Here is a 24,437-nt window from a genome sequence, read left to right as displayed (position 1 = left end):
TAGTTTGGTTTACATAAAACCCATTGAAAGCACTTAGAGATGATTAACCAAAAAGGGGTAAGGATACACACTAATTTAATGAAGAAGCTTCACCGAAGTGAAGCTTTTTACGGGGGGTATTTATGATTTGTTATCGTATAACTGTTTAGCCATATCAATACTATCCGCATTAACATCTTTTATATGGTCTCGAGTTAATCGATACACTACAGGGCTCAATAACAACAATGCAATTAAGTTAGGGATTGCCATCATCGCATTTAGCGTATCAGCCAATAACCAGACAAAATCAAGTGATTGGGTTGCACCGATTGGTAAAGCGATTAACCAAAGCACTCTAAACGGTTTGATAGCCCTTAATCCAAATAGATACTGCACACATTTTTCACCATAAAAACTCCACCCCAAAATGGTGGTAAATGCAAAAACAGCTAACGCAATAGCGACAATATAATTCCCACCCGGTATTGCTGATTGAAATGAAAAAGCGGTCAGCGTTGCGCCTGTCTGGCTAGTCAACCACCCTCCAGTGATAATGATCGTCAAACCAGTGACTGAACACACAATAATAGTATCAATAAACGTACCAAGCATTGCAATTAGCCCTTGGCGAATAGGGTTCTGTGTTTTCGCCGCAGCATGGGCAATAGGAGCACTTCCTAAGCCTGCTTCATTGGAAAAAACCCCTCTCGCAACCCCAAAGCGAATCGCAGCCCAAACAGCAGCACCGGCAAAGCCACCTTGTGCCGCCACAGGGTTAAACGCAGACGTCACTACTAAGGAAATTGCAGCAGGGATTTGCGTAAAATAAATACCAAGTACAATTAACCCTGCACCAAAATAAGCGACAGTCATAAATGGTACTAACTTACCAGCGACATCAGAGATACGGCGTAATCCACCAATCAACACTGCACCAACAAGTAAAACCAATACCCCTGCTGTTAACCACTTATGCACTCCAAAGTTACTTTCTAGTACATCCGCCACTGAGTTAGCTTGTACCGTATTACCGATGCCAAAACTTGCACATGCACCAAAAAAAGCAAATAGAGTACCTAACCAAATCCATTTAGGCCCCAATCCATTTTTGATGTAATACATTGGGCCACCAATATATTGCCCATATTTATCCACTTCACGAAAACGAACTGCAAGTACAGCTTCAGAGTATTTAGTTGCCATTCCAACCAACGCTGTCATCCACATCCAAAAGAGTGCTCCAGGCCCTCCCATCACAACAGCAGTTGCCACCCCTGCAATATTCCCAGTCCCAATTGTTGCAGACAATGCTGTCATCAAAGCATTAAATGGCGATATTTGCCCTTCACCGCGTGACTCGTTTTTTTGAAATAATAATCTAAAACCTGTTCCTATTTTCCTTATTGGCAAGAACGCGAGCCTAATTTGCATGTATATACCAACGCCTAAAATCCCAACTAGCATAGGTACGCCCCATACTATCCCGTTGAGTTCACTTAACCACGTAGTTATTAGCTCCATCTTACCCCCAAGTTAATCACTCTTATTTTTTAATTAACATTTATTAAACAAATCACCATCAATTTAATAAAGATTAAAAATGAAATAAAAGCGAACAAAAATTTAAAAAATTACCACTTACGATGCAAGATTGTGAGAAAGCTCACTTGTGATTAATATGTTTTAATTACCGATACAGTTAAATTGTGAATAAATCTTAAGCTTAAAATTTCTTACTGATTAACAGCTTTCTTGGTACAAGTGAGAGGACTTTTGTCCATAAAAAAAGCCCAGTAATAAAATGATTACTGGGCTTAGTTTTTAGATTTCGACTAAACAGTTAAGTTAGACTATTTTAAATACTCACCTGAACGCAGCGCTTCGATTCGTTTATCTAATGGTGGGTGAGATAAAAACAATTCACTAAATGCTTTTCCTCGGCCATTGATACAAAATGCCATTAAGCGCCCTTCTTCTTGCGGCTCATAACTCGTTTTCAGTCGTTGTAATGCGGCGATCATTTTTTCGCGCCCGACTAGTTTTGCCGACCCGGCATCTGCATGGAATTCACGATAACGAGAGAACCACATAGTGATAATGCTGGCTAAAATACCAAAAACAATTTCCAACACCATGGAAACGGCGAAATACACCATAGGGTTACCGTTACTACTTTCACTTTCATTATCGCTGTTTGACATAAAGCCTGCCGCGAGTTGTGCGATAATACGTGAAATAAAGATAACAAAAGTATTCACAACCCCTTGTAATAAGGTCATTGTTACCATGTCACCGTTCGCAATATGGCTAATTTCGTGAGCAATAACCGCTTCCGCTTCGTCACGGCTCATATTTTCTAATAAACCAGTACTTACTGCGACTAACGAAGCATCACGACGGGCTCCCGTAGCGAACGCATTGATATCCGGCGCATGGTAAATAGCCACCTGTGGCATTTGGATACCAACTTGTTGTGCTTGGCGCTCTACCGTTGACATTAACCATTGCTCTGTTTGGTTGCGAGGAGTTTCAATTACCTCACCACCAACTGATTTCAAAGCCATCCATTTAGACATCAGCAGTGAGATAAATGCACCACCAAAACCAAATAACCCCGCCATGATCATCAAGCCTTGGACACTACTACCTCTAATACCGGTTAAGCTTAAGATTATTCCAAACACAAACATAACGGCTAAGTTTGTGAGTAAGAATAAAGCAATTCTCATCATTTTTTTGTATTCCTTGGTAAAAACTAATATCACGTAGAATTTACTTTATAAATAAGGTTTTTTCACACTATTTCAAGTCAATTAACATCAAAATATTAAAAAACAACATAACTTTACATTGAAACCACTAAAACGGGTTACTATTTTCTCTATTCAATCACAATAAAGAATGATTAAATTTAACCAATTGTTTTTAAAGGCTCAATTTATAACCAGCTCACATTAAATTGTTCCAATATTAAAATGATAATGCTGGTTATTATACGTATGGAAATTTATTCGTGCATTTAATTATATTTCCAGCAACTTTATTCGCTAAATCGATAAATATCAGTCTTTATTAGCCTATTTCAGAAAAACAAAGCCACCTTAAGATGGCTTTGTTTTTTAACTAACCCATTATTATACAGTTAGTTGCAAACACTTTCAGTTTAATTTGATTTTTCTTTCGTTGTTTTCGCTGATTGTTTATCTGCTGCTTTGGTTACTTTTTCTTTTGCTGCTTTTGCCGAATCTTTATCGGTGGCTTTAGTTGCTTTTTCTTTTATCGCTTTTGCCGAATCTTTATCGGTGGCTTTGGTTGCTTTTTCTTTTACCACTTTTGCCGAATCTTTATCGGTGACTTTAGTTGCTTTTTCTTTTACCGCTTTTGCCGAATCTTTATCGGTGGCTTTAGTTGCTTTTTCTTTTATCGCTTTTGCCGAATCTTTATCGGTGGCTTTGGTTGCTTTTTCTTTTATCGCTTTTGCCGAATCTTTATCGGTGGCTTTAGTTGCTTTTTCTTTTATCGCTTTTGCCGAATCTTTATCGGTGGCTTTAGTTGCTTTTTCTTTTATCGCTTTTGCCGAATCTTTATCGGTGACTTTAGTTGCTTTTTCTTTTATCGCTTTTGCTGGATCTGATGCCTTATCACTCTTTTTAGCCACCTTTTCATTTACCGTTTTATTTGCTCTATCTCCCGTTGCCTTTACTGGATCAGAAATAGAGGGCTTACTTGATTGCTTGGTAACACCAGAGCCAATGGTTGCTCCTGCAATACCCGCTTTACTGTTAATATCATTTTTCAATGATGTGGTGCACACTTGTTCTGAGCGGCTAGTGGAGCCATCATTACAAATGAACTTACCGCTTTCACAGCGATCGACCCCACCTTTGCTCCCTGAACAAGGGTAGTTTCTTGCTGTTGCTGTGTTTATTGATGAAGCCATCATGATACTAACCGCGATTAAACCTATAACTAATTTACCCATGGTATTGCCTCTTTGATTAAGAACCCTTATCAAAAGTTTAGAATAAATTAATTAAAGGTAAAGAAATCTAGAATGACACGATTATTTTAGGCGATAAAAACTATCTAATACCTGTTTTAACTTTTTCTCAGACATTAAGTCATCATCGATGACTTTAAATAAAAGAAAACCCCATACAAATCATAGATAAGTATGGGGTCTGTTATTTAAAATGAGCTTTAACTTTACTTAATTATTGATTATTACCTGATAGCATCTTGGTATTTTGACTTGCCAAGTCAATCGCCATTTTAACCGTTTCATCTAAGTACGGATCAGGGCCTTCATAATCCTTTGGTAAGTCATCAATTGATTTTAGTAATGGCTTACCTTCACGTACATTTCGTTCATTTATACGTTTAAGTTTAGTTGCTTCGATTTCATTATCTTCTTTTTGACGCTCAGCATAATTAAGCGAAATTAGATTCTTACTCTCTTTATGCGCTTTATAGCGCGCAATATCTTCATCGATATAATTGAATTCAGGGTCTTGGCTAATCCGCGCTAGATGCTGAGTTTTGATTGGCGATAAGTCTGATGAAATATCACCGACACGTGCATAGTTTGCTGGAGGAATGCTATCCCATGGCAATGCATTGTCTTCAAAACTTTCACCTGTTTCAGCAGGGTCTTGACCTGTTGGCATCACGACATCAGGTGTCACACCCTTACGCTGTGTACTCCCACCATTAACACGGTAAAACTTCTGGATGGTATATTGTACTGAACCCAATGAAGGCCATTCTGGCTTTAACATTTGGTCGTACACACGACTTAAACTACGATGTTGTTGTACCGTGCCTTTACCAAAAGTTGGTTCGCCCACGATTAATGCACGCCCATAATCCTGCATCGCTGCTGCAAAAATTTCAGATGCAGATGCACTAAAACGATCAACTAAAACAACCAGTGGGCCTTTATAGTAAATAACGTCGTCATCATCGACATCTTGACGAACTTGACCATTGTTATCACGAATTTGAACCACTGGGCCTTTTGGAATAAATAAACCAGATAAAGCAACAGCTTCAGTTAATGCCCCACCACCATTTCCGCGTAAATCAATGACCAACGCAGAAACATTATCTTTCGCGATATTTTGCAGTTGTGTTTTTACATCATTAGTTAAACCAACATAGAAACCAGGAATATCTAACACAGCAACTTTATCTTTGCCTTGCTGTTTGATAGTCAGTTTTACAGCACGGTCTTCAAGGCGGATTTGCTCCCGAACGATGGTGATGATATGAGGCTTCGCCCCTTTGGTATCAGAAATAACTTCTAACCGAACTTTACTTCCTTTTGGCCCTTTAATTAACGCAACCACGTCATCAAGGCGCCAACCAACTACATCCACAATCGGTTTGCCCGTTTGCCCTACACCAATGATTTTATCACCGACTTTTAACTCTTTGCTCTTCGCCGCAGGCCCACCCGCCACGAGGGAGTTAATCACCGTATTTTCATCATCTTGCTGTAAAACCGCGCCAATTCCTTCCAATGACAAACTCATTTCAGAATTGAATTGTTCAGTATTACGAGGTGAAAGATAACTCGTATGTGGATCAATTTCGCGTGCAAATGAATTAATAATCAGTTGGAAAACGTCTTCACTTTGTGCTTGCGTTAGACGTCTCAAAGCAAAGTTATATCGCTTGGTCAGTTTTTCTTTGATTTCTTTATCGTCTTTACCTGAAAGCTTTAAATTCAACCAGTCATAACGTACTTTTTGGTCCCAGAGACGATCAAGTTCTTGTTTATCTTTAGGCCAAGGGGACTTAGAGCGGTCAACTTCAATAGAATCCGTCGCGTTCAAATCAATAGGTTGTTCTAAGCGAGCTAATGCATATTTAAAACGCTCAAAACGCCGTTCCTGCGATAGGTTATACAGGTCATAAAACGTATCTAATTTGCCTTCCTCAAGCCATTGACCTACTTTACCTTTATCTTTGGTATACTGATCAACGTCGGATTGAAGTAAAACATTGTGACCGAAATCTAACATATTGAGATAGCGGTCAAATATTTTCCCAGAAAACGCTTTGTCTAAATCAAATTGACGATAATGTGAACGAGTGAACCTTGATGTGACCCTTTCACTCACAGTGCCGTGCTGAGCGCTCTGTTTTAAGACAGGTAACTGAGCCGCAGTGACCGGAGCCACTGCTTGAGTATTAGCAATTGCACTACCGAAAGTAGCCAAACTGACAACAAGTGCAATTTTAAGAAGTTTGTTCATGACCTGATTGACCTCCGTATCAGAACTTTAAATGTTCCGCGCGTACAATCATTGCCAGTCCAGTTGGCAATTGAACCCTAACACCGTCTTTTGCAATTTCCAGCACAGAGGCATCCATCACACTAGTACCCACTTTCACTTTCAATGATTGACCAATTTGAAGTGTGTTGATATCAGTGACTGATTTCAGATTCTGTTCTGGGGCTGGATTATTACGACGGGGGGGTTTAGCTGATGTAGTTTGCGAGCGTTCTTTATTGTCTGATGGGCGACGGCGAGGCGCTTTCTCTTTAGTGGTATCTTGACTACGGGTGTTTTTTTCACTCGGCTTTTTCGCTGCTGGGCGCTTTTGCGCTTTTTGTTCAGCACGTTGCGCTTGAACACGAGCTTTAGCTTCAGCTAATTGTTGACGCGCATGAGCAATATGCTCTGCGTCTAATTCACCACAGTCTTCACCATTTAGGTCAACGCGTTTTGCGCCTTCTTTAACACCGTAGAGATAACGCCAGCTAGAGGTATACATACGCAACGCAGAACGTAATTGCGTTTTGCTAATACCGTCTTCTTCAGTTAAACACCCTACGATATCTTGAAAAATTCCGACTTTTAACGGACGTGCTTCGCCTTCAGCGATAAAACAGCGAGGAAAACGCTCTGCTAGAAATGCGATAACTTCTTTACTACTATTCAACTTAGGTTGATTTTCCATGAAATTTCCTGATAACAACGATTTTGCCAACCTCACGGGCATGAACAAGCCGACATTATAATCGTGTTGCTGACAATTGCCACGTTACTATTAATTTAACTGACCAATATTTAGTAATATTTTGGCATAGAACACATTGCCAGATGTTGACACAACTGGTTTACAAGGTGCTTTAAGCCTTTTTCATCCTCTTGGTCGAATTGGCTAATATTTGGGCTGTCGATATCTAAAACCCCAATAATTTGCCCATTTACCACCAAAGGAAACACAATTTCAGCGTTACTTGCCACATCACAAGCGATATGACCTGGGAATGCATGAACATCTTCTATACGCTGAATTTGGTTGTGACTAAAAGCCGTACCACAGACCCCTTTACCAAAGGGTATTCGAACACATGCAACTTTACCTTGAAACGGACCTAATACTAATTCTTGCCCATTACTCAGGTAAAATCCAGCCCAATTAACCCCCTCTAAGCGCTCATACAGTAATGCACAAGTATTTGCTAAGGTGGCAATTAAATCATATTCTCCTGCTAATAATGCAGAGAGATTATCTGAAAGTTCAAGATAATACTTCTTTTTATCCATAATTATTTTTAGTAATAATCAAGTAATTAATGAAACATCTGTAAGAGTAACTCTAAGGTTACCAATTTGTCACTTTGAGGTAAATTTTTTTACACTAGATTACATCTAAGTGAAACCCTAAAATGAGTAAATATGAACAACATTAACCACACTGACTTGATTTTACAGCGTTGTAGCCATTGCAACCAAAAAATCCTCGCTCCGCGATTTAGCTTACGACAAGTCGTTATTTGCCCTCGTTGTTCTAGTCAACTCAATGATGGCCGGTCATGGTCAATCAAGCGGTTATCCATATTGTCTATCACATTATTGATGCTAGCACCGATCGCTTTTTTACAACCACTAATTTCTATTCATCTGCTGGGAAGTCAAATTAATGCCAATGTAATAGAAGGTGTTCGCTTAATTAATCATCAAGGTGACCCGCTCACAGCAAGTATTGTGGCTTTTTGTGCGATAGCTGCTCCACTATTATTGCCAATATTAATTTTAATGTTACTTATTGGTCAGCGAATAAATTTAAACCTTCGCCCTATTTTACTGGTTCTGAAACACATCAAAGAATGGGTTATGTTAGATGTTTACTTAATCGCTCTCGGTATAGCGGCAATTAAAATGCAAGATTACGCCAGCGTGTTTATCGGTAATGGTTTAGTTGCTTTTATCACGATGGCTATTTTAAGTTTATTGATCCTCATCCACATGAATTTAGACGAACTATGGCGTCGGTTTTACCCTATTGATGACCAAGGGGAACAACCACATGCGTTGGCCTGCACCGCTTGCCACTTTACAGGGCCTTCTAACGCCCAAGGGAAGTGTCAGCGCTGTCATCGGCCATTACAATCTCGCAACCCCTATAGTTTACAAAAAACATGGGCTGCGCTAATTGCCGCCATGGTGTTATTGTTTCCCGCTAACCTGCTACCCATTTCAGTTTTTTATCTGAATGGGCAGCGTTTGGAGGACACAATTTATTCTGGTGTTGTAGCCTTAATTGACTCGGGTAACTGGCCTATTGCCATTATTGTCTTCATTGCCAGCATATTAGTGCCCTTCATCAAGATTATCATCATGATATTATTACTATTTTCTATACAGTTAAAAAGCAATACCGACCCTGTTCTTCGTATGAAACTACTAAAATTTGTTTCATGGATAGGCCGCTGGTCAATCTTAGATTTATTCGTCATTGCCTTAATGATGACATTAGTTAACCGTGATCAATTAATGTCTTTTACTATGGGCCCTGCCGCATTTTACTTTGGTACAGCAGTTATTCTAACAATCATGGCTGTTGAATGGTTAGATAGCCGCTTAATATGGGATTCATATGGAAAATCAAAACCTGCAAAATGAGCCTTCTGAAGAAGCTACAGAAGCCACACTACGCAAACGAGGGCGTATCTCCCCTTTCTGGTTATTACCGCTGGTAGCGATTTTTATAGCTGGTTGGCTTCTTTTCCAACATTGGGTTGAGCGTGGAACTGATATTACGATTGAGTTCTCTTCTGCCCCAGGTGTCGTCGCAAATCGAACACCTATTCGCTACCAAGGCGTTGAGGTTGGATTAGTTCAATCAATTGCTATTAGCAAAAATATGAAATCCATTATTGTTACTGCCAGTGTTAACAAAGACATACGCTCTGCGTTAACTTCAGGCACAAAATTTTGGTTAGTTACACCTAAAGCCTCATTGGCGGGCGTTTCCGGCCTTGATGCATTGGTTGGCGGTAACTATATTGGAATGCTGCCAAGCACTGGGACAGAGCAATTCTCGTTTGTGGCACAAGACACGCCACCACAACTAAATATTGACGAAGGTGAACTTCTAATCCACTTAACCGCACCTGATTTAGGTTCATTAAACGAAAACTCACCCATTTATTACCGAAAAGTCCCCGTGGGTTATATCTCGGATTATACCATTTTACCGGATAACCAAGGGGTATCTATATCTGCGGTGGTCAAAAAACACTATGCCAAACTCGTTCGTAAAGACAGCCAATTTTGGAATGTATCTGGCTTACAAGGTAGTTTTGACCTTAAATCCGGTGCTAATATCAAAATGGAAAGCCTTTCTGCTGTCATAAATGGCGCTATTACTTTTGACTCACCGCAAGGCAGCCCCCAAGCGGAAGAAGGCCAACGTTTTGTGTTACAATCTAGCCGCGCCGTTGTCAAAGCTGCTGAACAAGAAGGTAAATCCCCTTTAACTCTTGCCTTATGGGCCAATGACACCTATGGCGTAAGCAAAGGGCAACCTGTTGTTTATAAAGGTATTCAAATCGGTGAAGTGTTACAACGTCACCTATCCGCCGATAATGTCAATTTTAAAATAGCCATATATGATGAGTTTAAGCACCTCATTCGTGAAGACAGTAAATTTGTCGCCAATAGCCGTGTTGATGTCCAATTGGGGCTTGGTGGACTACAGTTCCAAGGCGCAACACCGCAAGAATGGTTAGATGGCGGCATACACTTAATTGCGGGGCAAAGCCAAGGGAAATTACCAGAGAAATTCCCTTTATACCGCAGTGATGACAATGCGAAAGCCGGTATTTTAGGGTCATCTCCACCAACTACAATTACTCTTAATACAGCGACTTTACCAGATATACAAGCCGGGTCGGTTGTACTTTATCGTCAATTTGCAGTAGGCAAAATTACCACCATTAAACCCACTACATCCGGTTTTTCCATTGATGTATATATTTCAAGTGAATATCGGCATTTACTGACTGATAACAGTGTTTTTTGGGCTGAAGGTGGAGCAAAAGTTCAGTTAAATAGTAATGGTTTAACAGTCCAAGCTGCCCCATTGAGCCGTGCGATCAGTGGAGCAATAAGCTTTGACAACATAGGTAATGGCACAGCGAATACTGCACGCCAACACATGCTTTACCCTAATGAAACATCTGCTAAGGCTATTGGTAGTGTAGTTACCTTAACAACATTTGATGCCTCCAAACTTTCTGAAGGCATGCCTATCCGTTATTTAGGCATAAACATTGGTCAGATAGAGTCGTTAAAACTGTCCTCTGATAAAAGAGAGGTGCAAGCGAGGGCTATTCTCTATCCAGAGTATGTCAGCACATTCACAAAACTAGGGAGCCGCTTTGCTGTTGTAACCCCTGAGTTATCACCCGCGGGCTTAAATAACCTTGACAGTATATTACAACCTTATATTAGTGCAGAGCCTGGACGTAGTAATAAAAACCGTTATCAATTTGAACTACAAGCTGCCAATATAACTGACTCTCGTTATTTAGATGGTTTAACCATTTACCTTGATGCCACTGATGTTGGTTCTGTTCAGGTGGGTACGCCGATTTTATTTAGAGGGCTGGAAGTCGGTGTGGTGACAGGCTTATATTTGGGAGAGCTTTCCGACCGCGTTTATGTTGCCACACGTATTGGCAAGGAGTATCAATATTTAGTACGTGATAACACTGAATTTTGGCAATCATCCGGCTTTAATTTCTCCTTTGGTTTGGCTGGTGGAGTTATGAAAAGCGGTACATTCAAGCAGTTTGTCCGAGGTGGTATCACTCTCGCCACCCCGCCAACAGTGCCTTTAGCGCCGAAAGCCAAGCCGGAACAGCATTTCATTCTAAAATTAGAAGCCCCTAGTGATTACTTAAACTGGGGCACATCAATACCTAAAAAATAAACACTACAAGGGTGCATATAAGTAACATAATGCACCCTCTCTTGCTTATCGGTGAAAATTTATTTTGGAAATCAATTCCATTTATACTATGATTAATTCTGTTGAGCTTAGTATATATAGATAACGTCGATAAATGAGGTGCTATTATGTGTTTTGTGAAATTGAAAATATCTTCCTATGAAATTAATGATGCGGTTATGGCTTCACATAAAAGTGATACGGTAAGTATCCCTTGTGATTCTGATACCGATTTCTGTATGCAATTAGATGGTTGGGACGAACATACCAGCATCCCTGCCACCTTAGATGAAAAACCTGTTTTACTCTATCGTCATCACTATGATAAAGAAAATCATCATTGGGTCATGAAATTAGCATAGTAGGTTAATCATGTTATACAGCCTATTAGCTCGGGTATATAAATGGGTAAGAACAAATAGAAAGGTGATTACTAGTGTGTTAACAAACAAACCGATAGGCAAAAAAAGAGGCCTGGTAGATTCCGATTACCGGGCCTTGGGAAATGGCTCTGGCAGAGCCGTGCGCTAAAATTGCCATTGAGACGTAACAAAGTACACCCTAATACTAGCTTTCAACTCACGTTCTTACCACATTTATTATCAATTATTTCACATATTATTAACACAATTTATTGTTTGATTTTCTAATATTGAACTATTTGTTCAATAGGTTATACCTATACCAGTAATCAACAAAACCTTTCAATGTTGTATCGTGCTGATTTATATAAACAAATAATAGAAAACACCATTCCCTCTGCGTAACCAGCCCTATTTCCAGTAACCTTACTTACTGGGGCATAATTTTTCAGCGGCCTCTTTTAATGGCTGTATTCTTTCTTTAACACTTTTAGTTGTTTCAATAGGTGCTAATAAAACATCAATCGGCTGAGCCTTAATCTCTTTTTTCTCCATTAATTCCGTCGCTATCTCATTTAATGGATATTGCATCAATGTTGCAGGGTTAATGACGACCAATGCACCATTGTTACGGCACTCAAGCATCACCTCCTCACGAATAAACGGCCAGTCCTGACCAAATTGTTTTTTACTGACTGTTGCCAATGGTGCGGAGTATGCTGCACTCATTGTTCCAACAAGTAATAATGAGCAAATAATGAGTTTATATTTCATTAAAATGACCTTGTTAAATATTAAAAATATCTTCACTGTATTATCAAATAAATACTAACATTTGGCTATATCGGTTGATAAGTAGCAAAAATAGCAACGGCTAGAATTGCCATAGTACCCAATAACAATTCAACCCAACTATTAATGATCAAATAGTTCAAACGCCCTCTGTGTTTTAGGCCTGGAACGATATAGTAGCGATTAATCAAAGCTAACATTACCATTCCTAGAACTAAAATAATTTTAAACCAAAGCAATGATTGGTACTCAGAGCCCGAAAATGCCAAAGGCCATTCTGGCAAAATCGTTATTGCACTAATAACCCCGGTTAAGATGACAAGCACAACTGCAACATGCCCAATTTTTGAAAACAACCGCATAGTACTGATTATTTGTTTATCCATCCCCTGCACCAGCTCTTGTTTATGACGCAAAAACTGAATACAAATTAAGAATGGCCATAAACCACCAAACCAATAGGCTGCACTAATGAGATGAATGAACTGATTAATACGATGAAAAGCCCCAATAACGCCATCGGTCATGGCTGCATGCCCAATAAATGCATGGAGACCAAGCAGGACAATAGAAAGAAGTAATACTAGGTTTAGACGTAGCTTTATGGATTTTATACATAAAACCAGCAAGAGGATAACAGCAAACAGCAGTTGCCAGCGCCATATTTGACCAAATGACGTGCCAAGCACCCCCTGCCATATAGCCCAATCGATACTATCTTCCCAACCATCCCCCATCAAACCAGCTTGAGCAAGCAACCAACCAAAGGTTGTTAATGAAGTGATAATAGCGCAAAAGAAGATACCTTTATTAAGGTAACGGACTAATAAATAGCGAAACTTCCCACGACTGAGAAGCACTGCAAATATTGACATACCACACATCAATATTGCAGCGATAAAATGGATAAAACGAATTAACGTATAAAAAGCTTCTAGTGACATATCATTTCACTGTAAAGCTATAAGTCCCTTTTGTTTTGTGCCCATCCACAGAGACCACACTCCAATTAACATCATACTTACCGGCAACGAGTTTATCCTCAACAGGAACAATAACTTTAGTGTCATTACTTGGGTCTAATGCTGCCTTGCCTGTTTTGACAATATTTTTTTCAGGGCCAACAATATTGACTTTAGTGAAATTAACTTCAATCCCCTCAGAAAAGCTTAATGTAATTGATTCAGGTGCTTGCTCTACCGCGGCACCTTCAGCTGGTAGTTGGTCTTTAAGATGAGCATGAGCAAAAGCTTGTTGGAAAGACATACCTAAAAACAAAACGGCAATAGCGCTAAGTTTACGCCATGAAGATTTAATATGGTGGATTGGCATAGTAACCCCTTAATTTGCAGGTGAATTTAGAATTATTACCAATCATTATACGGAAAAAAACCAGTTTTACCGCTTAAAAATAGGTTTTGACCCTCTATCCTGTGAGTTTTCACACAAAATGAAAAGAAAAAGGCTTGTGGTCATTGAAATAAACTTTCATAGCCACAAGCCTGATAAGGTCTTTATACTTCAAATAGATATATTAACTTAATGAATACCGATAGTGCTTCAAATTAGATATGTGTTGCTGCAGATAAGCTTTTTAAGTCTTTATCTAACAAGAATAACGCCTTGCCAGATTCACCAACCATATCAAGTTTATCCAATACTGATTTAAATAGTTTTTCTTCTTCGTGTTGCTCAGCAACATACCATTGTAAGAAGTTAAATGTTGAATAGTCTTGGGTTGTCATGGCTAAATGAGCCAGTTTGTTAATTTCGCGTGTGATTAATTGTTCGTGCTCATATGTTTGGGTGAAAACATCTGCAATCGATTTGAAAGCAACAGGAGGCGCTGCAATTTGCCCTAATAAAGGTAATGCACCTGTATCGCTAAGGTAATCAAATAAACGCTGCATGTGCTCCATTTCTTCTTGTGAGTGCGACTTTAGAAATGCAGCTGCACCTTCGTAGCCTTTATCGCTACACCAAGCACTCATTTGCAAATAAAGATTAGCAGAATAAAATTCAAGATTTAATTGCTCATTTAGTTTATTGACCATGTCTGTAGTTAACATATTTATGCCTTATCAGTTAATCGTTCATTCTTATATTATGCACAGTATTACAATAATTAAAACCCTAAAACAATCTTAAAACAAAAAAATCCAATTTACTGATTATTAATAACTTTTGTTAAAAACAATAATAATCAATCTCATTATCTTTTCTTGGCTTATATTTTAATTATCACGATAACAATCATTCGTCTTTATTTTTCCGACATCATTTTTTAATATTCTATTGAGATTTTTTCTCATTAACCCATTATAATAAATCAGTGAGAATTAACTTTTGAGAACCAAAATGAACTACAACCTTGCTTTATTACCTAAAGATGAAATGGATAAGATCAACGTTGACCTTTTAGCCTCCGGTGTTGCATTCAAAGAACGCTATAACGTCGCCGTCATCGCCGAAGCCGTCGAACGGGAACAGCCCGAGCACCTAAGGGAGTATTTCAGAGAAAGGTTGGTTTATTACCGCCAACTTTCACAAAATTTTGCGCGTATGCCTTATGAACCCAGAAATCGCTAAATTGATTACTCGGTTTACTACCCAATATTTTTATTTGGTCACGAAGTAAATTTATTATCCATACACTAAAAAAGGGAGCCTTTTTCGGCTCCCCTTTAGTTACATTAATACGAAAGAAAATGGGTCTTTTCTTTGTTAACTAATATTAACTGCCTATTTAGTTGCGTTATAGGTAACCGTATTATTTTGGCAATCGACCGAAACAGAATAACGTAGGTCAGATTTTGCCCCTCTCACCACCAATGGAACAGTATAGCCTGTTTCAGTTTTAGTCACTTCACTATCATTGACCCATGCAACTGCCTTTTTACCTAACGTGGCCTTCTCTTCTGCCCAACGCGGTAACCGATTATGCATAAAATCACTTTTAACCTGAGCCGCAATCTGTGGTTCAGTTAATGTACCACAACTGACAAAGGGTTCCGCTTTACCTTCTTCATCGTTTGCGCTTAAAGCAAACGAACTAAAAACCAATGCACATGTCCCCAGAACAACAGCAATTTTATGATTTGCTTCCATAGCACCCTCCGATACCCATATAAGGTAAAGATTTTTGATTAGTTTAGCTGCCCATTTAAGCCTATTAGAATATGTTAAATTTACCAGTTACTTACTGGTCATTTTCTAACTAGTATCAATGAATAAAATGACTTAACTAATATTAATCTATCAGGTCTGTGCATAAATGTTAATAGTATGTTTACTAATTATTAATTTTCATCATCGAATAATACGTGAATTTGCTCTTTACCTTGGTGGCTTTCCCTAATTTCTTGAGCTACTATTGCAATGGCCTCCCCACTACTCATCCCTTGCGCCATCAACTGATGAATTCTTTCAACCGCTTCTTGTTGCTCTTCATGATTAAGTGCTGGTATTCCAGAAAGCATGGTTTAAACCTCATAAGTAAAATACTAAAATCAATAATTAAGATTTTAACATCTCTTCGATTATTAAGATAAGAATATATGTTAACCTGTTCAAATCCACTTGTTGCGGAATATTATATTTATCGACATGACTATCAATAAAAAACAGTTACCTTATCGCCCAACTGCGGCAATCGACTATTTTGCGCCTATTGCACATCTGCCATGGGCAATGTTATTACATTCAGGAAATGCAAAACATTCACATAATCGATTTGATATTATTGTCGCTGACCCTATTGCGACACTGACTACCTACCACAGCGAAACAACCATCACAGAGCAAGGTCAACCTTCAACGACTTCGGGTTCAGACCCCTTTGATTTGCTAAAACAATTGCTCAATAAATACAGGTCGAACAATAATGAATGCATAGATTTACCCTTTAATGGTGGTGCATTGGGCCTTTGGAGCTACGATTTAGGTCGTCGCATTGAAAAACTCCCTAACCTCGCCAAAACAGAATTACAATTTCCTGATATGGCCATCGGGATCTATTTATGGGCACTCATTATTGATCATCACACTAAAACAACTACATTAATTAGTTATGATGATATTGAAGCTAGGTTAGCTTGGTTACAGGCACAAAAAAAACCACGTAAGAATAAATTCCAATTAACGTCCCCTTGGCAATCAAACATGTCAGAAGAGACATATCACCAAAACATCGCGCATATTCATGAATATTTACGTAATGGTGATTGCTATCAAATCAATTTAGCTCAAAGATTTAAAGCTAAGTATAAAGGGGACGAATGGAATGCATTTCTAGCTCTGTTAGAAAGTAATGAAGCCCCTTTCTCTTCCTTTATTCGTTTACCTGAAAACGCAGTCATTAGCATGTCCCCTGAGCGGTTTATTTTTTTACAGGATGGCGATATTCAGACTCGCCCAATTAAAGGAACACTTCCCCGTCTAGAAAATGAACAGGATGACCTTGCTCAAGTAGAAAAATTAGCAAACTCAACCAAAGACCGTGCAGAAAACGTCATGATTGTCGATTTATTACGTAATGATATTGGCCGAGTTGCCCAGCCAGGGTCAGTGAATGTCCCTGAGTTATTTGCAGTGGAGTCATTTCCTGCTGTACACCATTTGGTTAGTACGGTCTGCGCAAAATTAGATGCTCAGTATTGTGCTGCTGACTTATTAAGAGCGTGCTTCCCTGGAGGGTCAATCACCGGAGCACCTAAAATACGAGCAATGGAAATCATTGAAGAATTAGAACCGCATCGTCGACATGGATATTGTGGTGCAATAGGCTATATTAGCTTTTGTGGAAATATGGATAGCAATATTACTATTCGTACTTTATTGACCTATAAAAAACAAATTTACTGTTGGGCTGGTGGTGGTATTGTTGCTGATAGCCAAGCTGACAGAGAATATCAAGAGACATTTGATAAATTAAGCCTGATTTTACCTGTATTAGGAGCACTAAATAAAGATGACTGAACTGAATAACTTTATCAATCGTTTTCAGTTTACTTTGCCGACAACCCGCCAGCCTGTATTCAAGGCGGGTAAATCGGCTGCGGTTCTTTTGCCAATAATCAATAAACCGCACCCAACGTTACTTCTTACGCAACGCTCCCCTTTCTTACGTTCTCATGCAGGAGAAGTGGCTTTTCCTGGGGGGGCAAGTGACCCCGAGGATGGCTCACCCATCAACACCGCCTTACGTGAAGCTTACGAAGAAGTGGCGATCCCTCCGGAAAAAGTTAAAGTACTTGGCCAACTCGCCCCACTCCAAAGTTATGGTGGCTACGAGGTCACCCCTATAGTTGGGCTTTTACCTAATAATATTCGATATCAAGCGAACCCCAGCGAAGTGGCTTCTATCTTTGAAGTTCCATTGTTTGATGCACTTTCACTTCAACGCCATAAATTCGTGGATATAAAGCGTTCAGGGCGGCACAGTCGCATCTTTTTTTACTGGTATAACGGGCGGTTAGTTTGGGGTTTGACTGCCTCAATAATCCACCAATTAGCTTTACAACTAGATTGAGCCTTTCATAACTATTCACCATATAGCGCCGTTATTACAGTGTGATATTTTTAGATAGCCGTTATATAGCGTCAGATCTTACAAAATATCCATCTTTATACTGGCTACTTTTTAGACAATTCACAGACATTTTGTGCTATTTACCTTCAATTCACACTCCTCAACTACCTTATTTCAAAAAATACTTTAAACTTACTGGTTAACACTACTAAATAACAGTAAAGTAGCGCCTTTTAAAATAAAGCACTATATTTTCATCTTTTTTTTAAGGAGTCCTGCGTGATAAGCGTTTTCGACATGTTTAAAGTGGGCATTGGCCCTTCAAGCTCTCATACCGTCGGTCCGATGAAAGCTGGGAAAGAATTTGTCGATGATTTGGTAAGCAAAGGCATATTGCCTAACGTTACTCGTATTTCTGTGGATGTTTACGGGTCATTATCGCTTACTGGAAAAGGGCACCATACTGATATCGCCATTATTATGGGGCTAGCAGGTAATATGCCTGCCACCGTTGACATTGAATCTATTCCAACTTTTATCAAAAATGTGGAAGAGGCAGAGAAACTCCCGCTAGCTAATGGAACTCAGGTTGTTGACTTTCCAAATGAAGGCGGCATGAATTTTCGTCAAGATAACCTGCCTTTACATGAGAATGGCATGACAATTCATGCATTTAATGGTGATAAAGAAATTTATACCAAAACTTATTATTCTATCGGCGGTGGTTTTATCGTCGATGAAGAACATTTTGGTCAATCCATCCTTGATAGCAAACCTGTGTCGTATCCATACAATTCTGCTGACGAATTATTATTGAATTGCAAAAAATCAGGTCTTTCTATTTCTAGTTTAATGATGAAAAATGAGCTAGATCTCCATACTAAACAAGAAATTGAAGAATACTTCGCTGATGTGTGGCACACGATGCAAGCTTGTATTGAGCGTGGCTTAAATACTGAAGGCGTCTTACCGGGCCCTCTACGCGTTCCTCGTCGAGCACCGGCACTAAATCGACTGGTCACATCATCAAGTAAACTTTCAAATGACCCGATGAATGTTATCGACCTTATCAATATGTATGCCTTAGCCGTTAATGAGGAAAATGCCGCAGGAGGCCGCGTTGTCACTGCCCCTACTAATGGAGCATGTGGTATCGTCCCCGCCGTATTAGCTTATTACAATCATTGTATTGAGCCTGTTACCCCTGAGCTGTATATGCGCTATTTCTTAGCTTCAGGCGCAATTGGCATTTTATATAAAATGAACGCATCAATTTCAGGAGCTGAAGTTGGCTGTCAAGGTGAGGTCGGTGTCGCATGTTCAATGGCTGCGGCAGGCCTTACCGAGCTATTTGGAGGCAGCCCAGAGCAAGTGTGTATCGCCGCTGAAATTGGCATGGAACACAACTTAGGACTAACCTGTGACCCTGTTGCTGGGCAAGTACAAGTGCCTTGCATTGAGCGTAATGCAATCGCATCAGTCAAAGCCATAAATGCAGCAAGAATGGCATTACGCAGAACCAGTGAACCTCGTGTTTCTCTCGATAAAGTGATTGAAACTATGTACGAAACAGGGAAGGACATGAATGCCAAATACCGTGAAACTTCCCGCGGTGGTTTAGCTATCAAGGTGCAATGTGATTAGTTTTAACCTACGGTAAACACGTTAACGCCCTCTTTATTCTATTATCAAGTCGATAGCATTGAGGGCGTTTTTATCTGCAATTAAGCGCTCATTTGGTTAGCACTGTCTTTTCCTACCACAACCTTCAAGTTTAATTAATCATTTCCCCCACAAAAAACCTTGTTTTTTACTGTTTATTATATATTTCATCAACAGCATCAAAATGGAAGCTATGCTATTTTATGCTAAAAGTGCTTCTTTACATTATTTATCAACAATCAAACCCCCCGCCAACCCGCCCATTTTTTAACCAAAAAATCAATGGCAGCCTATTTTTGCTTAATTTTTTGTTACCTGTAACACAACAATAATCTACTCAATTAAAAATTGATAAAAATAAAACACAATAAAAAACAAATAAAAAGATAATAATCGCAAATTAATAAGTGATTTTAGGTATATTCTTATTTTTCTGACGCGAAACAAGTTTTTAGGTTAAAACAAAATGTTATGCTACATATGGACTCGATACTAACAAGATAAGTAGCTGGCTTATGGATACCATGAGTAATTTGTAATTATTCAGCTAATATTATGATACAGGGGAAATTGATAAAGAGGAGTCTAACTTTAGCATCCGTTTTATCTACAGATAATATTTCGTTTTATCTATCTATGAGGGAAAAATAGTGAGTATAGCTATTATGATTGGTACACACGGAGTCGCTGCAGAACAGCTTCTTCGAACAACCGAGATGTTAATAGGCGAACAAGACAATGTTTCGTTTATTGATTTTATCCCTGGGGAAAATGCAGACACCCTGTTTGATAAATACACTCAAAAACTAACTGATTTAGATACTTCAAAAGGCGTACTGTTTTTAGTTGATACATGGGGAGGTAGCCCATTTAATGCCGCAAGTCGTATCGTTAATCAACATGAAAACTATGACATCATCACTGGCGTAAATGTTCCAATGCTAGTTGAAACCTTTATGTGTCGTGATGATAACCCCACCTTGAGCGAACTGATCACTGTAGCATTAGAAACTGGTCGTGGTGGCGTTCGTTCATTTAAGTTCAAAGAAGTTGAAACAGCGCCCGCAGCAGCGGCACCAAGTACTCCTGCTCCAGCGCCAATCAAAGCTGGTCCGGGTGAACATATGGTAATAGCCCTTGCCCGTATTGATGACCGTCTAATTCATGGCCAAGTGGCAACTCGCTGGACCAAAGAAACGCAAGTTAAGCGAATTATTGTTGTCAGTGATGAGGTAGCAAAAGACCAAGTCCGTTCAACATTACTCAAACAAGTCGCTCCACCTGGGGTAACCGCTCATGTTGTTGATGTCGCTAAATGCATTCGCGTTTATAACAACCCGAAATATGCAGGTGAGCGTGTTATGTTGCTGTTTACTAACCCAACAGACGTTAAACGTATTGTCGAAGAAGGTGTTGAAATCAAGTCCGTTAATATTGGTGGTATGGCTTACCATGATGGTAAAACCATGGTAACCAATGCGGTTTCAATCAACCAAGAAGACATCGATGCATTTAATTATTTGAATGACAAAAATATTGAGCTTGAAGTCAGAAAAGTTTCATCTGACAACAAAGTCTACATGATGGACTTAATTAGCAAGCTCAAAAAATAATGCTTAATACAATTTTTTATTTTAGTTCTTTATCCATTACTCAAACAGATTTTAAAACTTGTTGGTTACAGGAGATTAAACAATGGAACTTACCGTTGTTCAAATAGTACTGGTCTTCATCGTTGCATGTATCGCGGGGATGGGGTCAATCCTCGATGAATTCCAGTTTCACCGCCCTCTCGTTGCCTGTACGCTTATTGGTATCGTTTTGGGAGACATGAAAACAGGTATCATCATCGGTGGTACTTTGGAAATGATAGCTTTGGGGTGGATGAATATCGGTGCCGCGGTCGCACCTGATGCTGCACTCGCCTCAATTATTTCAACCATTTTGGTCATCGCCGGTGGGCAAAGCATTGGTGCTGGTATCGCATTAGCCATTCCTCTTGCAGCTGCTGGGCAAGTATTAACCATTATCGTACGTACCATTACTGTTGCGTTCCAACACGCAGCTGATAGGGCTACAACGACTGGTAACTTGACTTATCTAAGCGTAGTTCACGTTTCAGCACTGGTCTTGCAAGCTATGCGCGTTGCTATTCCTGCGCTTATTGTTGCTGTTTCTGTAGGGACATCCGAGGTTCAGCAACTGCTAAGTTCAATCCCTGAAGTTGTCACAAGTGGCTTAAATATCGCTGGGGGTATGATTGTTGTTGTTGGTTATGCAATGGTCATTAATATGATGCGTGCAGGCTATCTGATGCCGTTCTTCTACCTAGGCTTTGTCACTGCAGCCTTTACAGATTTCAACCTCGTTGCTCTGGGTGTCATTGGTGTTGTCATGGCCGTACTTTACATCCAACTCAGCCCTAAATACAACAAATCTCAAGTTGTTGTGAGCCAAGGGAATAGTAACAACAATCTTGATAATGAATTAGACTAGGAGGAACGCAATCATGGTTGACACAACTCAATCTACAGAGAAAAAACTGACTCAGAGCGATATTCGCGGTGTTTTTTTGCGTTCCAATTTATTCCAAGGCTCTTGGAACTTTGAACGTATGCAAGCTCTCGGCTTCTGCTATTCAATGATCCCTGTTATTCGCCGCCTTTATCCAGAAAATAATGACGACCGTAAACAAGCGATTAAACGCCATTTAGAATTTTTCAATACGCACCCATACGTTGCAGCGCCGGTCCTTGGCGTGACGATGGCAATGGAAGAACAACGCGCTAATGGTGCAGACATTGATGACGGGGCAATCAACGGTATCAAGGTCGGTCTCATGGGGCCTCTTGCTGGTGTCGGTGACCCAATTTTCTGGGGAACAGTACGCCCTGTCTTTGCGGCACTCGGTGCTGGGATCGCGATGACAGGTAGTTTACTCGGCCCATTACTCTTTTTCTTTTTATTCAACCTAGTACGGTTACTCACCTTATACTATGGAATTTCATATGGTTATAAGAAAGGGATCGATATTGTTCAAGATATGGGGGGCGGCTTCCTACAAAAATTAACAGAGGGAGCTTCAATACTTGGTTTGTTTGTTATGGGGGCCTTAGTAAACAAGTGGACACACGTCAATATTCCACTTGAGGTTTCGCGCATCAAAAACCAAACTACAGGTGTAGAAGATATTACGACTGTACAGATGATCCTAGACCAATTAATGCCTGGTTTAGTGCCATTGTTATTAACCTTCGGATGTATGTGGCTCTTACGCCATAAAGTTAATGCATTATGGATTATTATCGGTTTCTTCGGTCTTGGTATCTTAGGTGCTTGGCTGAAATTCTTAGCACCATAATTCTCTTGTAATTATTTGAATTGGGAGGTTGCAGCCTCCCTTTTTTAATTTTAAGCTCTGCACATGTTTACTTATCCAAGGGCGCTCCAATGACTTTCAATGATGCCATTCTCGCTATTATCATTTTGCTCATGCTTGTGTATGCAATTTATGACGAATTTATTCAGCATTTACTGAAAGGCAAAACGTTATTAAAGATCAACTTAAAACGAAAACATCGTATTGATGCCATCATTTTTATTGTATTAATATGTATTGTTATTTACACAAATATTGTTCGCCATGGTAATTTATTAACCACTTACTTATTATTGGTTACTATATTCATGTCTATTTACTTGGCATTTATAAGAACACCTAAGCTATTTTTTAAACAAACTGGGTTTTATTTTGCCAATACTTTTATTTTATACGAAAGAATAAAAACAATGAATTTATCTGAAGATGGCATATTAATAATAGGGTTAGAACAAAAGAAAATTTACATAAAAGTATCTCATCTTGATGATTTACAAAGAATTTATGAGTTTCTAATTAATCATAAATAATCATTATATATATTCATAATAAAACTAAGGTTAATTAAATTTATAATTAACCTTTTTTTTCTTAATATCCTAGTTGATAATAATTCTCACTAACGTTTAATATCCACAATTAATTAATTGTTGCCTTTAAAATAAAATGTGGTATCTTTCTTTCAACGTCATTGGGGAGTAGCCTGTTCTGGTATTATATATATACCAGAAAGTCCGTATCAACATACTCGTTTGGTTTCAAACGTGGTGCGGACACCAGATTCGGTTGGCAAGACCATAGACACATAAATAAGCCTTTTGGTTGGGGGTAATTTATGTGTATATGGAAACACCCAACCGAGGTTCTTGTTATGAGCTTTTACGCTACCCTTATCTTAGCCCTTGCACTATCCATGGATGCCTTTGCTGTAGCCATTTGCAAAGGTGCTGTTTTGCATAAACCTCGCTTCAGAGAAATTCTCCGCACTGGATTTATTTTTGGCTTCATTGAAGCCATAACCCCAATTATAGGTTGGGGTATTGGGATACTTGCAAGTCAATATGTCATTCGTTGGGATCATTGGATTGCATTTGCTTTATTATTTGTTTTAGGTGCTCGTATGATTTGGCAGAGCATTAAAACAAAAGATGAAGAATGTTGTTCAAAGCCGTCAAGTCATAGCTCAACAAACCTAATATTCTCAGCGATAGCCACTAGTCTTGATGCAATGGCGATCGGTCTTGGTTTAGCATTTTTACAAGTAGACATCGTTCATACTGCAATGACTATTGGCTTAATGACGATGATAATGGCGACTGTTGGGATGATGATCGGCCGTTATGTCGGCCCATTATTAGGGAAAAAAGCCGAAATTGTGGGCGGGTTAGTATTAATTGGTATCGGGTTTAATATCTTATTCGAGCACCTTGAATTATTTATGTACGCTTCATAATTTTGTTGCCCCCTAATTATCTTA

Annotated in this window: 24 protein-coding genes and 1 riboswitch; of the genes, 12 read left to right on the top strand and 12 right to left on the bottom strand. The window is 39.2% G+C overall.

What is annotated here, in order from left to right; all coding sequences use genetic code 11:
• Nucleotides 1-120: 120 nt before the first annotated feature.
• From ABE954_RS10510 to ABE954_RS10485, 6 genes are all read right to left on the bottom strand, one after another.
• On the bottom strand, nt 121-1,503 hold the full coding sequence (locus ABE954_RS10510) for a sodium:alanine symporter family protein (RefSeq protein ID WP_042843604.1): 1,383 nt from the start codon (nt 1,501-1,503) through the stop codon (nt 121-123).
• 329 nt (nt 1,504-1,832) lie between these two features.
• Complete coding sequence (gene htpX / locus ABE954_RS10505) at nt 1,833-2,714, bottom strand: protease HtpX (protein WP_042843603.1); 882 nt, start codon at nt 2,712-2,714, stop codon at nt 1,833-1,835.
• 431 nt (nt 2,715-3,145) lie between these two features.
• Nucleotides 3,146-3,964, bottom strand: coding sequence for a cell envelope biogenesis protein TolA (locus tag ABE954_RS10500; protein ID WP_371025889.1), 819 nt, complete (start codon nt 3,962-3,964; stop codon nt 3,146-3,148).
• Nucleotides 3,965-4,196: 232 nt separating this feature from the next.
• Nucleotides 4,197-6,242, bottom strand: a complete 2,046-nt coding sequence (gene prc, locus ABE954_RS10495) for a carboxy terminal-processing peptidase (RefSeq protein WP_240133477.1) — start codon at nt 6,240-6,242, stop codon at nt 4,197-4,199.
• Between the two features lie 19 nt (nt 6,243-6,261).
• The gene (gene proQ, locus ABE954_RS10490; RefSeq protein ID WP_042843600.1) at nt 6,262-6,951 is read right to left on the bottom strand and encodes an RNA chaperone ProQ; all 690 of its coding nucleotides are present in this window, start codon (nt 6,949-6,951) and stop codon (nt 6,262-6,264) included.
• Nucleotides 6,952-7,061: 110 nt separating this feature from the next.
• Complete coding sequence (locus ABE954_RS10485; protein WP_206226972.1) at nt 7,062-7,544, bottom strand: GAF domain-containing protein; 483 nt, start codon at nt 7,542-7,544, stop codon at nt 7,062-7,064.
• A 132-nt stretch (nt 7,545-7,676) separates the two neighbouring features.
• Here ABE954_RS10485 and yebS point away from each other — a divergent pair, with 132 nt between their 5' ends.
• From yebS to ABE954_RS10470, 3 genes are all read left to right on the top strand, one after another.
• Nucleotides 7,677-8,903 carry a membrane integrity lipid transport subunit YebS gene (gene yebS / locus ABE954_RS10480; RefSeq protein ID WP_272663848.1) on the top strand — a complete coding sequence of 409 codons (1,227 nt, stop codon included), beginning with the start codon at nt 7,677-7,679 and terminating at the stop codon, nt 8,901-8,903.
• Nucleotides 8,893-11,217 carry an MlaD family protein gene (locus tag ABE954_RS10475; RefSeq protein WP_371025898.1) on the top strand — a complete coding sequence of 775 codons (2,325 nt, stop codon included), beginning with the start codon at nt 8,893-8,895 and terminating at the stop codon, nt 11,215-11,217. The genes yebS and ABE954_RS10475 overlap by 11 nt, the downstream gene beginning before the upstream one ends.
• A 146-nt stretch (nt 11,218-11,363) precedes the next feature.
• Entirely contained in the window at nt 11,364-11,597 is a 234-nt protein-coding gene (locus ABE954_RS10470; protein ID WP_042843596.1) for a DUF1480 family protein, read from the top strand.
• A gap of 426 nt (nt 11,598-12,023) precedes the next feature.
• On the opposite strand, the gene ABE954_RS10465 is transcribed toward ABE954_RS10470, so the two are convergent.
• The 4 genes from ABE954_RS10465 to ftnA form a co-directional block, all read right to left on the bottom strand.
• Nucleotides 12,024-12,371, bottom strand: coding sequence for a YebY family protein (locus ABE954_RS10465; protein ID WP_042843595.1), 348 nt, complete (start codon nt 12,369-12,371; stop codon nt 12,024-12,026).
• 65 nt (nt 12,372-12,436) lie between these two features.
• On the bottom strand, nt 12,437-13,333 hold the full coding sequence (gene copD, locus ABE954_RS10460) for a copper homeostasis membrane protein CopD (protein WP_129465968.1): 897 nt from the start codon (nt 13,331-13,333) through the stop codon (nt 12,437-12,439).
• A 1-nt stretch (nt 13,334) separates the two neighbouring features.
• On the bottom strand, nt 13,335-13,721 hold the full coding sequence (gene copC, locus ABE954_RS10455; protein WP_131680769.1) for a copper homeostasis periplasmic binding protein CopC: 387 nt from the start codon (nt 13,719-13,721) through the stop codon (nt 13,335-13,337).
• A 233-nt stretch (nt 13,722-13,954) separates the two neighbouring features.
• A complete protein-coding gene (ftnA, locus tag ABE954_RS10450) occupies nt 13,955-14,458 on the bottom strand; it encodes a non-heme ferritin (RefSeq protein WP_042843590.1) in 504 nt (167 codons plus the stop codon).
• A gap of 289 nt (nt 14,459-14,747) precedes the next feature.
• Between ftnA and ABE954_RS10445 the strand changes: the two genes are divergently transcribed.
• Entirely contained in the window at nt 14,748-14,978 is a 231-nt protein-coding gene (locus tag ABE954_RS10445) for a DNA polymerase III subunit theta (RefSeq protein WP_042843589.1), read from the top strand.
• A gap of 153 nt (nt 14,979-15,131) precedes the next feature.
• Here ABE954_RS10445 and yebF read toward each other — a convergent pair whose 3' ends face one another.
• Nucleotides 15,132-15,497, bottom strand: a complete 366-nt coding sequence (yebF, locus tag ABE954_RS10440; RefSeq protein ID WP_048607312.1) for a protein YebF — start codon at nt 15,495-15,497, stop codon at nt 15,132-15,134.
• 191 nt (nt 15,498-15,688) lie between these two features.
• On the bottom strand, nt 15,689-15,868 hold the full coding sequence (locus ABE954_RS10435) for a YoaH family protein (protein WP_042843587.1): 180 nt from the start codon (nt 15,866-15,868) through the stop codon (nt 15,689-15,691).
• Nucleotides 15,869-15,995: 127 nt separating this feature from the next.
• Between ABE954_RS10435 and pabB the strand changes: the two genes are divergently transcribed.
• From pabB to mntP, 8 genes are all read left to right on the top strand, one after another.
• Nucleotides 15,996-17,366 (top strand): aminodeoxychorismate synthase component 1, encoded by a 1,371-nt coding sequence (pabB, locus tag ABE954_RS10430; RefSeq protein ID WP_042843586.1) that lies wholly within the window; start codon nt 15,996-15,998, stop codon nt 17,364-17,366.
• Nucleotides 17,359-17,919 (top strand): CoA pyrophosphatase, encoded by a 561-nt coding sequence (locus ABE954_RS10425; protein WP_042843585.1) that lies wholly within the window; start codon nt 17,359-17,361, stop codon nt 17,917-17,919. Before pabB ends, ABE954_RS10425 begins: the two co-directional genes overlap by 8 nt.
• 279 nt (nt 17,920-18,198) lie before the next feature.
• The gene (locus tag ABE954_RS10420) at nt 18,199-19,563 is read left to right on the top strand and encodes an L-serine ammonia-lyase (protein WP_371025888.1); all 1,365 of its coding nucleotides are present in this window, start codon (nt 18,199-18,201) and stop codon (nt 19,561-19,563) included.
• A 668-nt stretch (nt 19,564-20,231) separates the two neighbouring features.
• Nucleotides 20,232-21,194: a PTS mannose transporter subunit IIAB gene (gene manX / locus ABE954_RS10415; RefSeq protein WP_206074965.1), complete on the top strand. Its 963-nt coding sequence runs from the start codon at nt 20,232-20,234 to the stop codon at nt 21,192-21,194.
• A gap of 82 nt (nt 21,195-21,276) precedes the next feature.
• A complete protein-coding gene (locus ABE954_RS10410; RefSeq protein ID WP_042843583.1) occupies nt 21,277-22,077 on the top strand; it encodes a PTS mannose/fructose/sorbose transporter subunit IIC in 801 nt (266 codons plus the stop codon).
• A 13-nt stretch (nt 22,078-22,090) separates the two neighbouring features.
• A complete protein-coding gene (locus ABE954_RS10405) occupies nt 22,091-22,942 on the top strand; it encodes a PTS mannose transporter subunit IID (RefSeq protein WP_042843581.1) in 852 nt (283 codons plus the stop codon).
• An 89-nt stretch (nt 22,943-23,031) separates the two neighbouring features.
• A complete protein-coding gene (locus ABE954_RS10400; protein WP_048607316.1) occupies nt 23,032-23,490 on the top strand; it encodes a DUF986 family protein in 459 nt (152 codons plus the stop codon).
• Nucleotides 23,491-23,641: 151 nt separating this feature from the next.
• Nucleotides 23,642-23,783: riboswitch (yybP-ykoY riboswitch) on the top strand.
• 48 nt (nt 23,784-23,831) lie between these two features.
• A complete protein-coding gene (gene mntP / locus ABE954_RS10395; RefSeq protein WP_129466346.1) occupies nt 23,832-24,413 on the top strand; it encodes a manganese efflux pump MntP in 582 nt (193 codons plus the stop codon).
• Nucleotides 24,414-24,437: the final 24 nt, after the last annotated feature.

Source organism: Providencia sp. TYF-12, from assembly GCF_041344805.1.
GTDB lineage: Bacteria > Pseudomonadota > Gammaproteobacteria > Enterobacterales > Enterobacteriaceae > Providencia > Providencia huashanensis.
This window is presented reverse-complemented; position numbering and strand designations above follow the sequence as displayed.

Bases quoted from the DNA above. Each gene is read 5' to 3' on its own strand.
- ABE954_RS10405 (WP_042843581.1), top strand. From the start codon at position 22,091: ATGGTTGACACAACTCAATCTACAGAGAAAAAACTGACTCAGAGCGAT.
- mntP (WP_129466346.1), top strand. From the start codon at position 23,832: ATGAGCTTTTACGCTACCCTTATCTTAGCCCTTGCACTATCCATGGAT.
- ABE954_RS10510 (WP_042843604.1), bottom strand. From the start codon at position 1,503: ATGGAGCTAATAACTACGTGGTTAAGTGAACTCAACGGGATAGTATGG.
- ABE954_RS10470 (WP_042843596.1), top strand. From the start codon at position 11,364: ATGTGTTTTGTGAAATTGAAAATATCTTCCTATGAAATTAATGATGCG.
- ABE954_RS10400 (WP_048607316.1), top strand. From the start codon at position 23,032: ATGACTTTCAATGATGCCATTCTCGCTATTATCATTTTGCTCATGCTT.
- yebF (WP_048607312.1), bottom strand. From the start codon at position 15,497: ATGGAAGCAAATCATAAAATTGCTGTTGTTCTGGGGACATGTGCATTG.
- ABE954_RS10465 (WP_042843595.1), bottom strand. From the start codon at position 12,371: ATGAAATATAAACTCATTATTTGCTCATTATTACTTGTTGGAACAATG.
- prc (WP_240133477.1), bottom strand. From the start codon at position 6,242: ATGAACAAACTTCTTAAAATTGCACTTGTTGTCAGTTTGGCTACTTTC.
- ABE954_RS10485 (WP_206226972.1), bottom strand. From the start codon at position 7,544: ATGGATAAAAAGAAGTATTATCTTGAACTTTCAGATAATCTCTCTGCA.
- yebS (WP_272663848.1), top strand. From the start codon at position 7,677: ATGAACAACATTAACCACACTGACTTGATTTTACAGCGTTGTAGCCAT.
- ftnA (WP_042843590.1), bottom strand. From the start codon at position 14,458: ATGTTAACTACAGACATGGTCAATAAACTAAATGAGCAATTAAATCTT.
- htpX (WP_042843603.1), bottom strand. From the start codon at position 2,714: ATGATGAGAATTGCTTTATTCTTACTCACAAACTTAGCCGTTATGTTT.
- ABE954_RS10410 (WP_042843583.1), top strand. From the start codon at position 21,277: ATGGAACTTACCGTTGTTCAAATAGTACTGGTCTTCATCGTTGCATGT.
- pabB (WP_042843586.1), top strand. From the start codon at position 15,996: ATGACTATCAATAAAAAACAGTTACCTTATCGCCCAACTGCGGCAATC.
- copC (WP_131680769.1), bottom strand. From the start codon at position 13,721: ATGCCAATCCACCATATTAAATCTTCATGGCGTAAACTTAGCGCTATT.
- ABE954_RS10500 (WP_371025889.1), bottom strand. From the start codon at position 3,964: ATGGGTAAATTAGTTATAGGTTTAATCGCGGTTAGTATCATGATGGCT.
- copD (WP_129465968.1), bottom strand. From the start codon at position 13,333: ATGTCACTAGAAGCTTTTTATACGTTAATTCGTTTTATCCATTTTATC.
- proQ (WP_042843600.1), bottom strand. From the start codon at position 6,951: ATGGAAAATCAACCTAAGTTGAATAGTAGTAAAGAAGTTATCGCATTT.
- ABE954_RS10445 (WP_042843589.1), top strand. From the start codon at position 14,748: ATGAACTACAACCTTGCTTTATTACCTAAAGATGAAATGGATAAGATC.
- ABE954_RS10425 (WP_042843585.1), top strand. From the start codon at position 17,359: ATGACTGAACTGAATAACTTTATCAATCGTTTTCAGTTTACTTTGCCG.
- ABE954_RS10435 (WP_042843587.1), bottom strand. From the start codon at position 15,868: ATGCTTTCTGGAATACCAGCACTTAATCATGAAGAGCAACAAGAAGCG.